The organism is Shewanella sp. ENK2, assembly GCF_043568515.1.
Classification (GTDB): Bacteria; Pseudomonadota; Gammaproteobacteria; order Enterobacterales; family Shewanellaceae; genus Shewanella; species Shewanella japonica.
This window is the reverse complement of sequence record NZ_CP171406.1, coordinates 2,897,979-2,917,677: the sequence shown is the minus strand read 5'-3', so window position 1 is coordinate 2,917,677 and position 19,699 is coordinate 2,897,979. Positions and strand designations below refer to the sequence as shown.

Sequence of the window (19,699 nt, the reverse complement as noted above, 5' to 3'; positions counted from 1 at the left end):
CTGCTTTATTCTGTTCAACGGACTCTTTTCAACTAACTCTTTTCAACTGACTCTGTTCAACGGACTATGTACAACTGACTATGTTCAACGGGCTATTTTCAACGAACTATATTCAACAGCCCCTGCTCAACGGACTTTGTTTAAATCATCTTACACTTATTCAAATTATTATTTTTACCAATAAAATGATTGTCACTAAACGTACAAAACGGCTTTTTATTCAACAAAAAGTAACCGTTAAAAAATCGTATCACGGCCACCAACTGAACAAAGTCTAACCAATCAGCGCGCAAAAACACCGCACATTGTTAGATTATTATATTTAATTGTGAAACTTCCTCATGTTTTTAGTATAAATGCCGTTACAGTCAGCACCCTTGATTAGGTTAGCCAAAGGCTGCCTAGATGTATCAACACACCCAATTAATCGGTGTGTAGGAGTTATGTTAATGAGCTTTTTATCTACATTATCCATTCGGAATAAGTTAATAACTGCGATGTTATTTGCTGTCATTGTATCCACCAGCGTTGTTGCTTATGTAGGCCAAAATAGCGCTAAAACCTTATTATCAGAGCGATTAGAACAGTCGGATATGCCTAACCTAGTCCAGCGTATTCGTAATGCTATCGATGGCGAAATTAATCAGATGAAAGTCGTCACTCGGGCTATCGCAAATAACAGCATGATCCAACTTTGGATAGACCAAGGTGAAAGTGTTGAAGGTGAGCAGTACTTAATCGATTACTTAGCAAAAACAGCCAGTGATAACGGCTTTAGTAATGCCTCATTTGTCGATAAAAACAGTCACAAATATTGGAATCAAAATGGCTTTTTACGCGTACTAGATCCCGGCCATGATAAGTGGTTTTTTCGCTTCACTGAAAGCGGCAAAAACGAGTCGACGAGTATTTACCATGACAGTGTTGGCCAAACTGATATTTTCATCAATTATCAGCAAGAAAATGGCCAAGGCCTAAGCGGTGTGTCTAAATCTTTTGATGAAATGGTTGATTACCTCAACAGTTTTCAAATCGAACAAACGGGTTTTGTTTACCTCGTTGATGGTGACGGTGTCATTAAAGTTCACCGCAGTATCGATTATAAATCGGGTAAAACATTAGCTGATATTTATCCGAGCATTAACAGTCGTCAATTGTTAAACCAAAACAACTATGCTTTTGCAATGGCTGATGAGCAACTCATTGCTTCAAGTTATATCTCAAGTTTAGGCTGGTATGTCATCGCTGAAGTCCCTCAAGAGGAGCTATACGCTGGCTTAGATACTTCACGTAATAATATCTTAATTACGTTCTTTGTCATTGCCGTACTCTTCATTGCGATCAGTATTTACCTTGGTAACAGCTTAGTGCGTCCATTAAATCAATTAGCTGATACCTTTAAAGAGCTCGGCGAAGGTGAAGGTGATTTAACTCAGCGTATTAACGAAAATGGCAATGAAGAAATGCGCCGTTTAGCTCAAGGGTTTAATGCCTTTATTAGTAAATTGCACTCTGTCGTTCAAGAGCTTGCTGCAACCTCAAACAAGGTGAATGACGCTTCTCAACATGTCTATAGCGATGCCCAACATTCTAAAAAATCTGCGGATATCCAAAGTGATGGAGCGCATCAAGTTTCTGTAGCCATTAACGAAATGGGCAGCACAATTGCAGAAATAGCAAACAGTGCCTCCATTGCAGCTCAAGCCACTAATGATGCGACCATAAAAGCGCAACGGGCGCAAACCGTGGTTGAAGAGTCAAACACGACCATCACAGATATGGCGTCTAATATGGAAAACGTCTCAGAAAATATTGTCACTTTAGCAGAAAAAAGTGACTCAATATCGAGCGTGTTAGATGTGATTCGTGGGATTTCAGAACAAACGAACTTGCTAGCATTAAACGCCGCTATTGAAGCTGCTCGTGCTGGTGAACAAGGCCGTGGTTTTGCCGTTGTTGCAGATGAAGTGAGGAACTTAGCCCAGCGCACCAGTGAATCAACTGATGAAATTCACGCTATGATTTCTGAGCTACAAAACGGCGCCAAAGCTGCCGTAGCATCAGTCCACGAAGGACGTGAGCATGCAAAACTAGGCGTTAAAGCGTCAATGCGAACGCATCAGGCACTGGAAGAGATTGCAGGTAATGTTCAGCATATCTCAGATCTCAATACCCAAATAGCCACTGCGACTGAAGAGCAATCTGTGGTGATTAACGAAATTAATCAGCATGTGGTCAACATTGGTGATAGCAGCCAAAGCAGCGCCCAAGCTTCAGCCAGCATTGAAAGCTCAAGCAATGAGCTAAAATCAATGGCAAATGATTTAGACGGACTTGTGGGACGATTTAAATTAACCTAACTTCGCCACCATTTAACAGTAAGAAAATAAAAAAGCCAAACACATTGTTTGGCTTTTTTGTTGCACAACGCTTGATTTATCTACCTATCAATTGCTTATTATGCTGAGTATCACTCAGCACACAAAAAGGGTTCAGATTAACCTAACGAGTGCTATCAAACCTGTTAATGTACAGGCCCTAGTTATTTGACCAAGCATTTAAATTGACAGAACCTCCGCCACCAATCAGCTCAATCGCAAAAATTTGATAACCCCAATTGCCAATATACGGGTATTTTTCATGCTTATATTCTTGCGGGTTTATCCACATTTGAAAATGCTGACCGACATTAATCTCACCGTTATCACGCTGATTGTAATAGTCACGAATTGCCCAGTATTGTTTAAATGTTGTTAGCCCAGGCCCATAGGCGTGAGGCTTATCAGTGCGTGTTGAAACATAGTAGTCGTACTTAGCACCATCTACATTTTTAGTTCCTAACCAACGTGCACCATTGTCTTTGCCATCATCATTTTGATGCTCGGGATACCAACCATTGTGCTTATCAATAATGTAGTATTCGGCCATACCGTCGTAATTGGTGTTATTGCTTTTAGTCCAACCATACAAAGCAAAAACTGACTTTTGGCTGCTGTTATCAGGATAGTAATTTTCAATACTAAAGTTGACTTTGCGCCATTGATGCCCTGTTTGCCAACCTCGACCTGACACCACGTTTTGCGAGTTTCCAGACATTTTTATATAACTTGCGGTATAGCTAGTGGTGTAAAGATAAGTATTTGGATCGTTGTTCAATTCATAGTGGCTGGTGAAGTACCCTTGCTCAGTATTTGGAAATCTGGCTTCGGAAGTTTGAAACGTTTCAGCGGCCTGTATACTCCCAGAGGTGACACAAAAGGCTGCGGCAACCAACAATGCCCTTATATATGTATTTCTATTTGTATGTGAGTTCATAGTTTCCCCATTTATATATCTAAATATATTAAAAGGTGGTGTTATCTCAAGTACCGCATGAGGTTATTTATCCTCATAAATCAATGCTTAATAACGACTCCGTGTTCTACAAACAGAAAACAGGGTTTACCTATGACGCCAACCTAGATTGTATTAATCTCGTCTGTTAAAAAGCAAAATTACATTACCTTGCCCACCTAAAAATTGATGATTATCGCCAATGAATTTATTTACTTAATTAAGACAACAAAATAGACCTGCTTCATTACTCGACGACCTATTAGTACATGTGACTATAAGCTATGTCAATATAAGTAATAACGAATATACATCAAAAGTATGAATACAACTGGCTAGGTGTAGGCGGCTAAAGCTGTGTTAATAACGAGGCTACAAACACTCGTCAAAATTAACTTAAGAAGTTGAAATAAATAACGTTTTAGAGGGTAAATAAAGCAATATAGAAAGGGAGATAACCCGCCAAAATAAAGCGCTTAGAAATCAACAAAAAATGATGTAAAACATGGCGAGTCAATAAGTAAGTAAAGTTGGCGAACATAAATAGGCTTTATACTCACCATGATTAATCTGTCATCGGCTATTTATTTACTGCTTTGCTGCTTAAAGTAATCCCAAGCGTTAACAATACGGCCATCAGCGAACTTACATTCGCTAGTGTTGATATCGTATTCTCCTTGGGATGATATGCAATAGGCCGCAGCAGGATTTTCTAGCCCTACAGATTGCTCTGCATGATATTTTCTATAAAACTCCCAAGCATCCACTTGGGTATTGTCTTCAAGCATACATTGCCCAGAAGAAATATCATATTTACCCCGCTCTGCACAAAATACAGCGGCAGGATTGGCAAGTTTTTGCTGGCTTGATTCAACCTGACTTTGTTTATTGTCACTGCAAGCAGACATCATACAGAACAAGCCAACCAGCCCTATGATTTGATAACGTTTCATTGTTGTTCCATCCTTGAAAATTAATTTGTTCACATAAGTTGATTAAGTAGCGTTTAGCAAAGGTTTTCAACGCTCATGATAACTGCTGAGTGACTAATAAGCGCTGACAGAGTTTAATAAAATCAGATGATGTGACAATCCCTAACACTCTGTTATCTCTGTCTAAAACAGGCAAACAACCTAGTTTATTGTCGATAAAATATTGCACGACAACAGGAAGCGGCTCATCTAATCCTAATTTATCGACTTGGGTATCCATAATATCGGCGATAGGGGTATAGCGCTCTTTTCTATCTAACGCCCCTTGGCCGTACTTATTGAGCACACTTAGCACAGTTGCAATCATTTTTTTATGGGTCAACATGCCAACAAATTTGCCATCGGATTCAGAAATAACAGGAAGATGACGCACATTACGGCTTTGCATTAATTGGTGAGCGTCTTTCAGGCTGGCCTCATTACTAATACAAATAGGATTAGGGGTCATGATATCGCTTACTTTCATCGTATTATTCCTTATACAGATTATGTATAAATTCTAATCAAACCAGTCATGAATAGCGAGTAATTAACAAGCAAATCAGCCAAATATCAATGATGACTATAGCTGCTTTTTCGCTATTTCACCTTCTACCAACAAATATGCTCGCCAGTAGTTAAATACACCACCCAATAAGAATAACAAGCTGCCAATCATGTACTGCCAAGCAAGAAAGTTAAGAATAAGTAAGTGATCATTTGGTGACTCAAAAGCCCATAAATATGGCACAGAAGCCAAGCCATAAAGAACTGAACCAACGATGAAACAAATCGAAGTAAGGTTCATCAACTGAAGTAACTGCACTGAGTCTGCTTTGACGATCAAAAATATGTTAGCCGCTGCGCCAACAACAAATAACGTGCTACCAATAATAAACAACCAGGTGCTGATTAACGGCCAATCCACTTGAGGAAAACTCGCTAACCGACCAAATACAAAACATAAGGTGCCAAACAAGTATGTCGCCCCAGCAAAATACTCAACAACCTCGTCAACTTGGTGGGATGTATGACTTTTCCAATAACGCCGGATCTCAGCCATATCGTGAATATTAACCACTAAATAAGTTAACGATGCAGCTAGAAAAATCCACCCACCAATATAAGCGTATTCAGCTCGGCTAGGAAAAAAGAAGAAACTGCCAATAACAAATAAAATACCACCTAATTTATAGGCAATAGCATTGATCGTTTCCCAGCGAAACTGAGATCTTAAGGCTTTTTTATCCGCGGTTAAATTTAAGATACGGCGACGATTTGAAAAAGCATGTGGCATAGGTTTGATATCTCAGTAGGTTTTGTCTTTGCTCAATTCAGCACTAACGCCAGTGATTAATGCTATCGTCATCGATAATAAGGATTAGTGCGAATCTTATATGAAGGAGCGAACCCTACAAATAACCGTATTTGATTAGCACTCAACTAAGACAACGTTGGCTTAATCACAAACAGAGATGTAGTTTGAAAAGAAATAGAAAAAGCAAAATGGGGTGAAATACACCCCACTGATGACGAATGACTGTTCTCGTTGATGGCAGCTATTGTCAATGACAGCTCTTGTAAATAATAGGCCTTGTAAATGACAGTTCGTGCAAATGACGGCCCTTATAGATGGCAGCTCTTGTTAATGACAGCTCTTGTCAATAACGGCTCTTGCTAATGAAGGCTATCTGAAGGAGTCTGGTAATCAAACTTGGGCATTGACCACTCATATCGAATCGCCAGCATTCTGAAACTAAAGCCAAACATCACAGCAATTGATAAGCTTATCCATTCAACAACACCGCTGAATTTCATCACCACATACAAGGCAGCAGTTGCGAGAGCGACAAGTGCATAGAGCTCTTTTTTGAAGATAAGCGGCACCTGATTACATAAAATATCTCGAATGACGCCACCAAAAACCCCCGTCACAACTCCCATAACGATCGCAATTTCAGGACCATAACCAAGCATCAAGGTTTTTTGTGCACCCACAATAGAAAATACCGCTAACCCGACAGCATCAATTGCCAAGAATAGGCGCGAAAGGTAACGCATTAACGGTGCTATCATCACCGTCAGTAAAGATGCGGTAGCGATGGCTAACAAGTAGTGCACGTTTTCAATCCATATAATGGGATAATTTCCCAGTAACATGTCTCGTAATGTGCCACCACCAATGGCAGTAACACAACCAATGATAACGACACCAAACAAATCCATTTGTTTTTTACCTGCGGCCAACGCGCCTGTCATCGCTTCAGCTAGGATACCAACTAGCCATAAGGCACTGATCACTTTAACTTCTAACATAACACGCACTAACAAATAAAAAGGAAGCAAATATTGCGCTCATCTCCGCTAAAAATACAGATATAATTTCTAATTTCATCATTATATTTTCTAATGCTTTTACAGTGAAAATTTATACAATCACCTACAGCTATAAAGTTGAAAGATTTAAAACTAAAATTTAGTAATAAATAAAGTAGCTAACACAGTATTTATGCAACTAAAACAAATAAGGACTCTATATACACCAAAAGTTACATTAACCTTATCGTATTCGCTATTATTATTTTGTTGTGTATTCCAACCGCCGCCATTCAACACACTGATTTAGTATCAGAGTCGACAGTAATATCAGTCAGGGGTTGGCAACACAAAACGATTAGGCTTTTATCATTTAGCCGCTGAATGACGATGACCTTAGTTATATCTAAAAATTATCTTATTGAGCCTTAACAACCGCCCTGATTTAAGACACAATGTAGATAACATCCATCTAGACGGCTAAACATGAGAAAATCATTAAAACAGCGATCGTCCGATCATCACCGTGGAATATACTTTATTGGTACTACCCCACCGAAAATCGATACTGATTTTGAGTCGGTCAGCATTATTGCCGATAAGTTACTCGCTCGCCTTGATGAGATAAGTTTTGACGGTTTGATCATTTATGACATTCAAGATGAAACCAGTCGTACTGACACCCCTAGACCTTTTCCATTCAAAGCCACCCATGACTCTGGCACCTATGCACAATTAATCAACCAAAAGTCAGGTAAGCCTGTTATAGCCTATAAGAGTGTTGCAGGGCTGGATGAGCGAGGGTTTAATGAATGGTTATCTCGCGCTTGGTATCAAAACAATGTCAGAGATCTCGTCTTGGTGGGCTCCCCCTCTACTCAGGTAAAAAGTTCATTACCACTTAATGATGCTTATAAGGTCTTAGCTTCGCACTCTCAGGACTTCTATCTTGGTGGTGTTGCCATTGCAGAGCGCCACTTAAGCAAAAAGAATGAACACATTCGTTTATTAGGTAAGTCGACTCAAGGCTGCGAGTACTACATTACTCAAGCGGTATATAACGCCCAAGCGACAATTGATATGCTAACCAGCTATGCTCAAGAATGTGAGTTAAACAACCTTAAACCCAATCGAGTTATCTTAACTTTCTCACCTTGTGGCAGCGCCAAAACCCTAGAATTTATCAACTGGTTAGGGGTCTCAGTACCAGAAGAAACCAGTGAGCGTATTCTATCTGCAGCCGATCCTTTATATGAGTCGATTAAAATAAACCACAGTAATCTACTGCAAATTTTAGATGCGGTGATTCAGCTAAATATCCCGTTAGGGTTAAACATTGAAAGTTTAACCAATCGCAAGACTGAAATTGATGCATCTATTTTGATGTATAAATTACTGAAAGGCACCATGGATCAAGCGTTAGCACAAAATCAAATTGATCAATTTGTGCTGAATAAGTGATCACACAGAAACTATCATTCTCTATGGTGCTGATGCGCCATAGAGACTCCTTTAAGTTTCATCTAGCTAACACCTTTATTAACAGGCTTTTTGCTAACAAAGCATCAAACTCCCCTATATATCGCTTTTTTACCTCACAACGCTAGCGACACTGACTTCTCCGAAACCTATTTTACTAATGTAAACAAATATTTACCTACGACTAATGTCTGAGGTTAAAACGCCGATTATTACTCGCTATGGCTATAGTGTTCAGATAAGGTGCTTCTAATTTAAAGCAGTAGCACTTTTAGTGAGTGAGCAATAGGAATGATATGAGCAGTAATTCAAAATCCATACATGAACAGAAAAGTGAATCTACCCCCAGTCAATCGCAAGCGAATCCATCCAACAAACAATATCAACAGCAACATAAACCCAGTTCAGCCTTTAACTCTCGAGATGAGTATTTAGAGCATGAATTAACGATTATGGATCCAAAGCGCTGGCGCCCTAATCTCCCAGGCAAAGACTATCGCTTTGAACTGGAAGACACCATTCCAGCAATGGCTGCAACCATAGGTAAAGTGGTCATGGTCGGCGCCATTGCCACCACATTTGCAACCTCACTTGGTCTTGAAGAAAGCTTTATTCTGGAAAATGTCCGTTACGAACTCATTATTGCCGCTTTCTTCATTGTCATTTTTTCAGGATTTTTATTGCCAACAGCAAACTTAGCTGGCACCCACGGACCGCTTATTCCCATTATTCCAATTGTGGTTGCAGCAGGCGGCCACCCAATGGCATTTGGACTACTCATTGGCGCCTTAGGCTTAATTCTTGCCATCAGTAAAGGCGGGAGTATGCTCGCCAACCTCACCAGTAAAGGGGTTTGTGGCGGACTCTTGCTGTATCTGGGGTTTGTTGGTACTGCATCACAAGTAAAAAAACTGTATGCATGGGCCAACAGTATCGGTATGGAACACATCGCATTTATCGTGATTTTCTGCACCATTATTTTATATGCCTTACTAGAGCACTGGCGAAAACGTTGGCTAGCCGTGCCATTAAGTTGCTTACTCGGTGGTACGTTAGCCTTTGCCCTCGGCGCGCCATTTGAGTTTCAAACTGCGCCAGGTCTACCGAACATGAGCCCAATGTACTGGTGGGGAGAAAGCTCAGGTTGGATGCTTGGCTTACCGACTCTTGAAAGCTTTATCGTGGTTTTGCCCTTCGCTGTGCTCGCTGTCGCGATGTGGTCGCCAGACTTTTTAGGTCATCAAGTATTTCAAAAGATTAACTACCCGCAGCGCACTGAAAAAGTGCATATGAATATAGATGACACGATGACCAGCGCTTCAATTCGTCAAACCTTTGGTTCAATGCTTGGGGGGCCAACTTCACTTCATCTTGGGGCACATACATAGTTCCTGCGGCAATTGCTAAACGCCCCATTCCTGCAGGTGCGCTACTGACAGCCTTGTTCTGTGTTATTGCCGCACTTTGGGGTTATCCAATGGATTTAGCCATTTGGGAGCCCGTATTGTGTGTTGCCTTAGTCGTTGGGGTATTTATCCCACTTCTTGAGGCTGGTATGGAAATGACCCGAGAAGGAAAAACCACTCAATCAGCTGCGATTGTGGTGTTTTCGTCTGTATTAGTTAACCCTGCTTTTGGTTGGTCACTGACAATGTTATTGGATAATTTAGGTTTAATAGGCTGTAAAGATCGCAGTGCTAAACTCACCAAAATGAACCGCTGGATAGCCCCTAGCGTTATGTTTATCATTCTTACAGGGGTGATGGCATTAGTTGGCTTACTACCAGGTATTCCAGCCATCATTTCAGGATTAAACTAACGGTTCATTCGCCAAAAAATTAAGCTAGCTGAGCGCTAATGACATAACTGAGCAATAAATAGACAGAGGCTTGAACCTACAAGCCTCTGTGAATAAAGCCGCCAAACTGCTTTTGCAGATCCAAATATTAACAATAACCGCCAATCCCCCTGCTTATCGAGCTTACTCACCAACTTGAAAAATATTCGACATTATAAAAAAACAGTCTATTTACACTTACTTAGTATTTAAATTAAAACAAACTGTGTTATAAACGAATAACAGGGTTAAATAAAAAACAATTCGATGTTAATTTAAAAAATCTTTGTGTTAAATCAATGTTAATCACAAACTTTTATGGTTTGCTTGAATAGTGTCGGCATATATCGCCTTAAAACGAGCAAAGAATAACCATATAAAGTAAACCAAAGGTACCTAAAGCGTATTGCGCTGATACCGTTCAATTTATGAATGTGCAATCAATAGAATTATAAAAAAGGGGTTCATATGAGGATCATCCAACTCTTAGCGCTATTAACGTTCACACTCACTTTTTCACTATCAGCAGTTTCGAGTAACGCTAAAAATGAAGAGCAGCTCGTTCTTTCATCTTGTTTATCAGTTAATAAAACCGCATCTGAGATGTCGACTCAAGCATGTTCCTACTATATTCAAGGCTTTCTTGCTGGCTCATTCAACACCATTCAACAGTATGAACTAAAGAACACATCGGGAGGATTCACCGATAGAGCCTATCGCACCCGAGTCGGTAAACAGACATCAAAAATACTTCCAACTGAGGTGTGCATACCTGCAAATGAAACCAAAGAGCAGTTAGTTGGGCGTATCGTCGATAGAACAATTGAGCAATTGTCACCGACTACAGATTCATTACAAGGGCTGCACAGTCAGATTTATCAAGCAATCGCCAACGAATCGTCGTGCGAGCAGCAAGATTAACGGCAACAGAAATTAAAAAATAACTTTTACCGGCAGGCTAAGTTTTAGCTAGCAATAACTCACACTAAGTATTGATTAATATGACACAAGAAATTAAACGCAGCGTCGTGCCAAGCCATCGGCTTAGCTTGATATTAACACTGGCGCTATTTTGGTGGATTAACTCCAATTACAGCAACCCTTTATTATTATCTTTAGGGGCTGGTTCAATCATGCTGGTGCTCTATATTGCGCAAAAAATGGATGTAATCGATCAAGAAACTCATCCTATTCGCCTTAATGCCCACATGCCCAGTTACGCACTATGGCTAGTTAAACAGGTCATTTTGTCGAATATCAGTGTGGTTAAACATATTTGGATGGGTAATAAAAGTATTACCCCAGTACTGACCACCATAGACACGCAACAATGCTCAGATATTAATAAAGTGATCTACGCTAACTCTATCACCTTAACCCCAGGAACCGTAGCGATAGACTTAATTGATGACCAACTCACCGTTCATGCTTTAGATAATGCTGATATTGACACACTTAAAACCGGAGAGATGGATCGCCGGGTAAGGGAGCTTGAAAACTAATGTTAGCCGCAGCCACAATCGCCATTCTAGTTGTTATGTTACTTGCGATAATTCGCTGTATCGTCGGCCCCACCCTTTACGATCGAATATTAGCGTTCAACTTTTTTGGCACTAAAGCCATTTTGTTGATTTCCGTTTTAGGGTTTTTAATGGGTCGCCCAGAGTTTCTCGACATCGCCCTCGTCTACGCCCTCATTAACTTTATCAGCGTTATCGGCGTATTACGTTACTCAGATTCTGCCGAATTTAAAGTCGCTCCTTATAAATCTCATCCAACCAAGGAGACTAAAGAATGAGCTTGTTACTCGAAATCAGCAGCGGTATATGCCTGCTAATAGGAAGTTTTTTATGCTTTTCGGGTGGGATAGGAATTATACGTTTCCCAGACTTTTACACCCGCATGCATGCTGCAAGTGTTACCGACACATTAGGCGCAGGCTTAATTCTTATCGGCCTTATGCTGCAAAGCCCCAATGGTATGGTCTTAATTAAACTGATATTGATTTTAATTTGTACGCTGTTCATTAACCCATCTGCCAGTCATGCATTAGCAAAAGCGGCACTACATAATGGCTTAATACCAAAGGAAGCTAAGCGTGCAAATCTGGGAGGGAACAAGTCATCGAAGCTTTAGTTGATATCATACTATTAGTATTTTTAGTGGTGATTGCCATTGCAATCGTGCGCATGACTGACCTATTAGCCGTTGTCATGTTAAGCGGTATTTATGGCTTATTATCTGCCTGTTTCTTTGTTGTACTCGATGCAGTAGATGTGGCCTTTACCGAAGCATCTGTTGGTGCGGGAATATCGGGGTTACTCATGTTAGCGGCCATTACAATGACAGGCCGAAAAGAAGCGCCAAGGCGTCATAAGCCTCTTTTATCATTATTTGTCGTACTGGTTACAGGTGGCATGTTGATATATGGCACAATGGATATGCCTTACTTTGGCGCCGTTGATGCTCCAGTTCACCAGCATGTGGCCCCTCGCTATATCCATGACTCTATGGAAGAAGTCGGCGTTCCTAATATTGTGACCTCAGTGTTAGGCAGTTACCGTGCCTTTGATACCTTAGGCGAAGTTGCGGTTATTTTTACCGCTGGTATTGGTGTGCTGTCATTACTCAGATTACCACGTCGTCGTAAAAATCCTCAATCAGATGAAGCGACTGAAGAGCAAATGCACGAACGTCATATGGTCGTGCGTATTGTCAGTAAAGCCCTCATTCCTTTCATCTTATTGTTTGCCCTTTATGTGCAGTTCCATGGTGATTTCGGCCCTGGTGGTGGTTTCCAAGCGGGGGTAATTTTTGCTGCTGCGATTATTCTATACACCATGTTATTTGGCTTAGAAACTGCTCAAAAGGTATTTAATCCAGCCCTCATTCAACTTCTTGCCGCTGTTGGACTATTGCTTTACGCCTCCGTTGGGGTTGTTTCAATGATTAATGGCGCAAACTTCTTAGATTATAACGTTTTAGCCGAAAATCCGCTCGATGGTCAACATATCGGGATCCTATTGATTGAACTAGGAGTCGGTATCACGGTTGCATCGGTCATGCTGAGTATCTTTTTTAATTTTGATGCCCGCAGACAAGCCCAGCAAAACAATAACAAGCAAAAAGGGGAGCAAGATGTTTCTCGGACTCTATAACTACTGGATTGTAGTCCTGTTGATGATGATTGGTTTTTATATCGTCATCGCCCACGGTAACTTAGTGAAGAAGTTAGTCGGACTCACTATTTTCCAAACCTCGGTGTTTATCTTTTATATCAGTGTCGGCGTTGTCGAACGAGGCAGTGCCCCCATCCTAGCTGAAGGGATCAGTGATTACTCTAATCCTTTGCCCCATGTTCTGATCCTAACCGCGATTGTGGTTGGTATTGCAACCACAGCACTTGGGCTTGCGCTGGTCATCAGAATCAAAGAGTCGTATGGCTGTATTGAAGAAGATGAGATCCAAAAACAAGATCAGCTAAACGAGGAAAAATCATAGTGCTAGCTCACCTGCCTATTTTACAAGTCGTGCTGCCGCTAATGGCGGCCCCACTATGTTGGTTTTTAAACCGTTCAAAACTGGTGTGGATATTTGCCTTATTGGTCTGTGCTGCAACTTGTGTCAACAGCATACTATTGCTGATAGAAGTGATGAAATCAGGGACCATCATCTATGAACTTGGAGGTTGGGAAGCCCCTTGGGGGATTGAATACCGCATAGATAAGCTGAATGCCTTATTGTTGCTCATTATCTCAACCATTGGCACTGTCGTCCTGTTTGCCGCTAATACCAGCATACAAAAAGAATTGAGCGAAGATCGCCACACCCTGTTTTATAGCCTCTACCTATTATCACTAACAGGTATGTTCGGGATTGTTGCAACCGGCGATGCTTTTAATGTCTTTGTCTTTTTAGAAATTTCTTCACTCTCTGCCTATGCGTTAATTGCTTTAGGTAAAGACAGACGCGCACTGTGGGCTGCATTTCAATACCTGATTATGGGGACGATTGGTGCCACGTTTATCTTGATTGGCATTGGTATGTTGTACCAAATGACTGGCACTTTAAACATGAGTGACCTTGCAGTTCGCTTAGTTGATGTTGGCCATACCCGTACTGTGTTTGCCGCCTTTGCCTTCTTGATTGTTGGCATCTGCTTAAAACTGGCGCTTTTTCCGCTTCATCTTTGGTTACCAAACGCATATGCCTATGCACCTTCAATTGTAACCGCCTTTTTAGCAGCAACCTCAACCAAAGTGGCAGTGTATTTATTAATTCGGTTTACCTTTACCGTATTTGGCATCAGCTTCTCATTTACCAGTTTGCCTTTACAAGACATTCTAATGGTACTTGGACTCGTAGGTGTTTTTGTTGCTTCTATCACTGCGATTTATCAGCAAAACGTCAAACACATTTTAGCTTACTCAAGTGTTGCTCAAGTCGGTTATATGATTATCGGTTACTCCATCAATACCAGCACGGGTGTCATGGCAAGCTTACTGCACCTGTTTAACCATGCGTTGATGAAAAGTGCATTATTTTTAGCATTAGGCGCCGTCATGTACCGCATTGGTAGTGTTCAACTAAGCCAATTTCAGGGGCTAGGCCGACAAATGCCATTAACCATGTCTGCAATTGTCATTGGTGGATTAAGCCTTATTGGTGTGCCATTGACGGTCGGTTTTGTCAGTAAGTGGTATTTGCTCATTGCCAGTGTTGAAGCAGGTATGTGGCCAGTTGCCGCCCTGATCCTCTTAGGTTCGTTATTGGCCATTGTGTATATCTGGCGCATTGTAGAAATGGCCTACTTTAAGCCGCCATTAGCTGGACGTGAAACGGTTAAAGAAGCTCCTTGGACTTTCCTTGGTCCTATTTGGGCTCTTGTCATCGCTAATATCTATTTCGGTATCGATACTCGCCTGAGTGTGCAAGTTGCACAGGCGGCTTCTCAAAGCTTGTTTGGAATAAACCCATGAATCCATCTTTGGCGCTGATGTTACAGCTAACTATATTATTGCCTCTGCTGGCAACACTTGCTATTGCAGCAACAGGTAGTAAACCTAATCTTCGAGAGGCTGTTACCATCAGTATCAGCCTTGTGGTGCTTTACTGCGTTGTTAACCTCTATCAAGCACTTAAAGCTGGTGCGAACATTGAGGTGTCATGGTGGGAGCTCATGCCTGGCTTAGAAGTCAGCTTTATGATTGAGCCGCTTGGCATGCTATTCGCTCTGATTGCCAGCTTCCTTTGGTTAATTACCACCATTTATGCCATTGGTTATATGCGTGGTCATAATGAAGATAACCAAACCCGCTTTTATATCTGCTTTGCTTTGGCGATTAGCGCAGTAATGGGGCTCGCTTTTTCTGCGAACTTATTTACTCTATTTATCTTCTACGAAGTGTTAACCCTATCAACTTATCCGTTAGTGACCCATGCTGGCACAGATAAGGCTAAACAAGGTGGTCGTGTTTATTTAGGGATCTTACTCAGTACCTCTATCGCCTTCTTCTTGCTCGCTATTGTATTAACTTGGTTAATCAGCGGCACACTTGAATTTACTGCTGGCGGCGTATTTGATGCCAATGTAGATACCACAATTGCTGGCGCCATCTTAGTGTTGTTTATTTTCGGAATTGGTAAGGCTGCAATGATGCCGTTTCATCGCTGGTTACCTGCAGCGATGGTTGCTCCGACCCCAGTCAGTGCACTACTCCATGCGGTTGCTGTGGTAAAAGCTGGGGTATTTACTGTACTTAAAGTTTGTATCTTTATTTTTGGTCTCGACCTACTACCGACATTGCCAACCACTGAATTTTTACTTTATCTAGCGGCTATTTCAGTATTGTTAGCCTCAATCGTAGCAATGAGGCAGGACAACTTAAAAGCCAGACTAGCTTACTCTACGGTGAGCCAACTCGGTTATATCACCATAGGAGCACTCCTTGCCACACAGTCGGGAGTGATCGGCAGCTCAATGCATATTGCCTCTCACGCTTTTGGCAAAATCACCTTATTCTTCTGTGCTGGCGCCATTTTGGTGGCCAGTCATAAATCTAAAGTCAGTGAAATGCGTGGGCTAGGTTTTACCATGCCTGTCACTATGGCCGCTTTTTTCATTGCTAGCTTGAGTATTATTGGTGTGCCACCCGCTGGAGGGACCTGGAGTAAATGGTTCTTGCTAATGGGCACCATCGAAACAGGTTACTGGTTCGTGATGGTAACCTTAATGCTCAGTTCTCTACTCAATATCGCGTATTTACTGCCTATCCCTTATCACGCATTTTTCCCTGGTAAAGGTGAGGCACCTGAACATCGCGGCATAAAAGAAGCGCCTTTACCTTCTTTGATCGCATTAACTATTACTACGTTAGGCTGCTTGATTATGTTTATCCATCCTCAGCCCTTTTATGAATTGGCGAAAGCTATCTTGACTGTATCTGGAGTTAGCCATGGACAATGAGAAGCAGTATTTTTTCGATAAGCCCAAAAACATTCAGTTTATTTTATATCTGCTATACGCATGCTGCGGTGTGCTTGTGGTGCTTGATTTTGTGATCCATCGCCACGTTTATCATAGCTGGGAAAACCTCCCCATTTTCTATCCTATTTATGGCTTTGTCGGCTGTGTCATTTTGGTATTAATCGCCAGCTGGATGCGTACCTTTTTGATGCGACCTGAAGACTATTATGGCCCCGTTGAAGCGCCTGATAACAGCAAGATAGAAATTATCGACGTCAGCGATGGCCATGCCAAAGAAGCTAACAATAACAATGAAGGTGATCGCAATGTGGATGCTTGAGTTACCGCCGTTTGTACTCTTTTTGATTGGCGGATTAATCGCTGCAACGACGCGAGGAAAGCTTCGTGGCGCATTGATGATTGCGATTCCAATCATCAGTGGATTGCATTTATGGACAGTGCCAGAAGGCATCCACCTGCAATTAACGTTTTTAGACTATGAACTCATCCCCTATCGAGCGGATAAATTAAGCCTGATGTTTGGCTATATTTTCCATATCGCCGCATTTATTGGCATAGTTTACTCATTGCACGTTAAAGACACAGTGCAGCAAGTTGCCGCCATGCTTTATGCGGGTAGCGCCATCGGCGCGGTGTTCGCCGGTGACTTGCTAACCCTATTTGTGTTTTGGGAGTTATTAGCCTTTACTTCAGTCTTTTTGATTTGGGCTCGTAGAACCCCTGCTGCCTATAGCGCTGGGATGCGTTACCTCATTATGCAAGTTCTCTCGGGCGTTATTTTACTGGCTGGCGCACTGTTTTATATCAGTGAGACTGGCAGTATCGCCTTTGACTTTATCGGCTTAGACAGCATAGCGGGCTGGCTTATCTTTATCGCTTTTGGCATCAAGTGTGCTTTTCCTTTTGCTCATACTTGGCTTACCGATGCTTATCCAGAAGCGACACCAACAGGCACTGTACTGCTTAGTGCATTTACCACTAAGGTAGCCGTTTATGCACTGGCTCGAGCCTATCCTGGCACAGAGCTACTTGTATATATTGGCGCTGCGATGACCTGCTTCCCAATTTTCTTTGCCGTCATTGAAAACGACCTACGTCGCGTACTGGCTTATAGCTTGATTAACCAAGTGGGCTTTATGGTGGTCGGTATTGGTATCGGCACCTCGCTTGCACTAAATGGCGCGGTATCACATGCCTTTAATGATGTGATATTCAAAGGCTTACTGTTTATGAGCATGGGCGCAGTGCTGCATATGACAGGGCGAATAAACGGCTCTGATCTTGGTGGTCTATATAAAACCATGCCTAAGACCACCATACTGTGTATTGTGGGTGCGGCCTCTATTTCAGCATTCCCTCTGTTTAGCGGCTTTGTCAGTAAATCGATGGTGATGACGGCAGCAATGGAAACGGGCCATGATTGGGTTTGGTTAATGCTATTGTTCGCCTCTGCAGGTGTGTTCCATCATGCTGGTATTAAAATTCCTTATTTTGCCTTCTTCGCCCATGATTCAGGCATTAGAGCAAACGATCCGCCAAACAACATGCTACTGGCAATGTTCATTGCTGCCTGCCTGTGTATTGGGATTGGTATTTACCCAGCGGCGCTTTACTCATTATTGCCATATGATACGGGTTATAACCCTTATGATGCGACCCACGTACTCGCACAAACACAGCTGTTATTGTTCTCGGCGCTGGCCTTTGTGTGGTTAAATCTTAAAGGTAAATATCCGCCAGAATTGCGCTCAACTCACCTTGATGTCGATTGGGTGTATAGACGTTTAGTCCCTAATATATTGCAACGTATGTTTGCGGTTATTTGGAAAGTCGATGCTGATGTACGTCAGTCAGTTCGTGGCAAACTAAGTCAATGTCAGGCATTTTTAGCCCGCCAATACAAAGAAGGTGGTAGCTTTATCTCAAGCGACTATCCGTCTGGCAACATGGTGCTTTGGGTTGCTGTTATTCTTGCAACCTATCTGTTTATTGGCTTTGTAAATTAACCTAACTGCTAGAGTTGATTTAAAAAAGAACACGCTAGCCTGTTTTGCTAACAAGAGTTACATACAGGCTAGCGCACTTGTCATTTTTCATTTGCCATTTTTCACTTTGCATATCCTTAAGCCTTTCGTATTTTTAGCCTCTGTTTTGAACATTGATCTTACGCCGATTAAGTCGATATCAGTTAATCTGCTCACACAATTTCGATTCTGGTTGTGCTTTAGAAGCAATGTTTCACTCTTTATCATTTACAATGTCATCACGACAATAAATAATAACGCCAATTATGATTTCTCTTGAGCTGAACTATGTCTACTACTAATAACGCTGAAATTTTTGCTAAGGCAGAACAAATATGTCACAACAAAGGCGTTAAACTTACAGCGAAAAGAAAAAATGTATTAGGTGTGTTACTTGATTCTAGTAAGCCATTATCTGCTTATGAAATTGTCGATATATATCGCACGACTCATAATGAATCATTAGCGCCAATGTCTGTTTACCGAATGCTGGATATATTGAGTGAATTGGCACTGGTTCATAAACTATCATCCGAAAACAAATACCTTGCTTGCTCACACATCACTTGTACTCATGAGCATCAAGTCCCGCAGTTTTTAATCTGTAAAAGCTGTGGCAAAGTTGCAGAAAAAGGCATTCAAACCAGTGTAATCGAAGCATTAAAAGAAAGTATTAACCAAGCCGACTTTCAGCTTCTTAACTCTCAAATAGAATTACAGTGCCTCTGTAATGACTGTGCTAATCCAAGCGAGAAAGGCTAATTCTTCACAAGGTAGCATTCTGCCAGTCATACTAAAAAACAGTGATGACCTCGTTACATTGATAATAACTGTATAACGGTTAACGAGGCTTTTACCTCGTGAGCCCAACGATTGCTTAACGCTTGTGTCAACGTCCAAATTAAACAAACATCTAAGCTAATCAAGCCTTAAGCTGGCAATTTCTAAACAAAAAAGTAACTAGAGCTTACCCAAGCCTAGCTAAATCTCCCTTCTTTCGTTGACTTAATTGCCCCTCTATTTAACTGATTTTGCCCTTTAACATCGTTCATATTTTCCTGTTCATCGACTCCTGTCACAATTGCTCTTCCCTATAAAAACGCGCTTGCTCCCAACGACAACACAGATTCATGTGGTGTTAAAAAGTTAAAATACAACCAACTTGCATATTTGTTCCTTATTTCTTCCTTATTTGTTAAATACAATCAAAATAACCCAACATTTTTTCAAAATAATTATAACCTTGGTGTCA

18 protein-coding genes and 1 pseudogene are annotated in these 19,699 nt (G+C 41.4%); 14 read left to right on the top strand and 5 right to left on the bottom strand.

Translation table 11 applies throughout. From position 1 onward, the window contains the following. Positions 1-449: 449 nt before the first annotated feature. Positions 450-2,360 (top strand): methyl-accepting chemotaxis protein, encoded by a 1,911-nt coding sequence (locus ACGEDC_RS12695; RefSeq protein ID WP_394493601.1) that lies wholly within the window; start codon positions 450-452, stop codon positions 2,358-2,360. 178 nt (positions 2,361-2,538) lie between these two features. Here the strand turns inward: ACGEDC_RS12695 and ACGEDC_RS12690 are convergent, their stop codons facing one another. From ACGEDC_RS12690 to ACGEDC_RS12670, 5 genes are all read right to left on the bottom strand, one after another. Further along, positions 2,539-3,315, bottom strand: a complete 777-nt coding sequence (locus ACGEDC_RS12690; protein ID WP_080914968.1) for a glycoside hydrolase family 11 protein — start codon at positions 3,313-3,315, stop codon at positions 2,539-2,541. Between the two features lie 602 nt (positions 3,316-3,917). Then, positions 3,918-4,286 (bottom strand): DUF333 domain-containing protein, encoded by a 369-nt coding sequence (locus ACGEDC_RS12685; protein WP_282168054.1) that lies wholly within the window; start codon positions 4,284-4,286, stop codon positions 3,918-3,920. Between the two features lie 73 nt (positions 4,287-4,359). After that, a complete protein-coding gene (locus tag ACGEDC_RS12680; protein ID WP_055022559.1) occupies positions 4,360-4,791 on the bottom strand; it encodes a CBS domain-containing protein in 432 nt (143 codons plus the stop codon). 96 nt (positions 4,792-4,887) lie between these two features. Further along, positions 4,888-5,601: a YrhK family protein gene (locus tag ACGEDC_RS12675; RefSeq protein WP_394493598.1), complete on the bottom strand. Its 714-nt coding sequence runs from the start codon at positions 5,599-5,601 to the stop codon at positions 4,888-4,890. 380 nt (positions 5,602-5,981) lie between these two features. Further along, positions 5,982-6,620 (bottom strand): trimeric intracellular cation channel family protein, encoded by a 639-nt coding sequence (locus ACGEDC_RS12670; protein ID WP_055022561.1) that lies wholly within the window; start codon positions 6,618-6,620, stop codon positions 5,982-5,984. Positions 6,621-7,106: 486 nt separating this feature from the next. Between ACGEDC_RS12670 and ACGEDC_RS12665 the strand changes: the two genes are divergently transcribed. The 13 genes and pseudogenes from ACGEDC_RS12665 to ACGEDC_RS12605 all read left to right on the top strand — a co-directional run bounded on the left by ACGEDC_RS12665 (position 7,107) and on the right by ACGEDC_RS12605 (position 19,209). Beyond that, the gene (locus tag ACGEDC_RS12665; protein WP_394493595.1) at positions 7,107-8,081 is read left to right on the top strand and encodes a methylenetetrahydrofolate reductase; all 975 of its coding nucleotides are present in this window, start codon (positions 7,107-7,109) and stop codon (positions 8,079-8,081) included. Positions 8,082-8,395: 314 nt separating this feature from the next. After that, a pseudogene (locus ACGEDC_RS12660) lies at positions 8,396-9,918 on the top strand (DUF3360 family protein). Positions 9,919-10,404: 486 nt separating this feature from the next. Continuing rightward, complete coding sequence (locus ACGEDC_RS12655) at positions 10,405-10,857, top strand: hypothetical protein (protein ID WP_394493593.1); 453 nt, start codon at positions 10,405-10,407, stop codon at positions 10,855-10,857. Positions 10,858-10,937: 80 nt separating this feature from the next. After that, positions 10,938-11,438, top strand: a complete 501-nt coding sequence (locus ACGEDC_RS12650) for a Na+/H+ antiporter subunit E (protein ID WP_055022565.1) — start codon at positions 10,938-10,940, stop codon at positions 11,436-11,438. Further along, entirely contained in the window at positions 11,438-11,734 is a 297-nt protein-coding gene (locus ACGEDC_RS12645; RefSeq protein ID WP_055022566.1) for a monovalent cation/H+ antiporter complex subunit F, read from the top strand. The genes ACGEDC_RS12650 and ACGEDC_RS12645 overlap by 1 nt, the downstream gene beginning before the upstream one ends. Continuing rightward, the gene (gene mnhG / locus ACGEDC_RS12640) at positions 11,731-12,072 is read left to right on the top strand and encodes a monovalent cation/H(+) antiporter subunit G (protein ID WP_055022567.1); all 342 of its coding nucleotides are present in this window, start codon (positions 11,731-11,733) and stop codon (positions 12,070-12,072) included. The genes ACGEDC_RS12645 and mnhG overlap by 4 nt, the downstream gene beginning before the upstream one ends. A 26-nt stretch (positions 12,073-12,098) precedes the next feature. After that, positions 12,099-13,094, top strand: coding sequence for a Na(+)/H(+) antiporter subunit B (locus tag ACGEDC_RS12635; RefSeq protein WP_269454733.1), 996 nt, complete (start codon positions 12,099-12,101; stop codon positions 13,092-13,094). After that, complete coding sequence (locus tag ACGEDC_RS12630; protein WP_055022568.1) at positions 13,075-13,437, top strand: cation:proton antiporter subunit C; 363 nt, start codon at positions 13,075-13,077, stop codon at positions 13,435-13,437. The genes ACGEDC_RS12635 and ACGEDC_RS12630 overlap by 20 nt, the downstream gene beginning before the upstream one ends. Continuing rightward, positions 13,437-14,915: a monovalent cation/H+ antiporter subunit D family protein gene (locus ACGEDC_RS12625; RefSeq protein ID WP_080914964.1), complete on the top strand. Its 1,479-nt coding sequence runs from the start codon at positions 13,437-13,439 to the stop codon at positions 14,913-14,915. The genes ACGEDC_RS12630 and ACGEDC_RS12625 overlap by 1 nt, the downstream gene beginning before the upstream one ends. After that, complete coding sequence (locus tag ACGEDC_RS12620) at positions 14,912-16,402, top strand: proton-conducting transporter membrane subunit (RefSeq protein ID WP_394493589.1); 1,491 nt, start codon at positions 14,912-14,914, stop codon at positions 16,400-16,402. The genes ACGEDC_RS12625 and ACGEDC_RS12620 overlap by 4 nt, the downstream gene beginning before the upstream one ends. Beyond that, complete coding sequence (locus ACGEDC_RS12615) at positions 16,392-16,742, top strand: hypothetical protein (RefSeq protein ID WP_394493587.1); 351 nt, start codon at positions 16,392-16,394, stop codon at positions 16,740-16,742. Before ACGEDC_RS12620 ends, ACGEDC_RS12615 begins: the two co-directional genes overlap by 11 nt. After that, entirely contained in the window at positions 16,729-18,429 is a 1,701-nt protein-coding gene (locus ACGEDC_RS12610; RefSeq protein WP_080914963.1) for a Na(+)/H(+) antiporter subunit D, read from the top strand. The genes ACGEDC_RS12615 and ACGEDC_RS12610 overlap by 14 nt, the downstream gene beginning before the upstream one ends. Positions 18,430-18,735: 306 nt before the next feature. Continuing rightward, on the top strand, positions 18,736-19,209 hold the full coding sequence (locus ACGEDC_RS12605; protein ID WP_055022573.1) for a Fur family transcriptional regulator: 474 nt from the start codon (positions 18,736-18,738) through the stop codon (positions 19,207-19,209). Positions 19,210-19,699 lie beyond the last annotated feature (490 nt).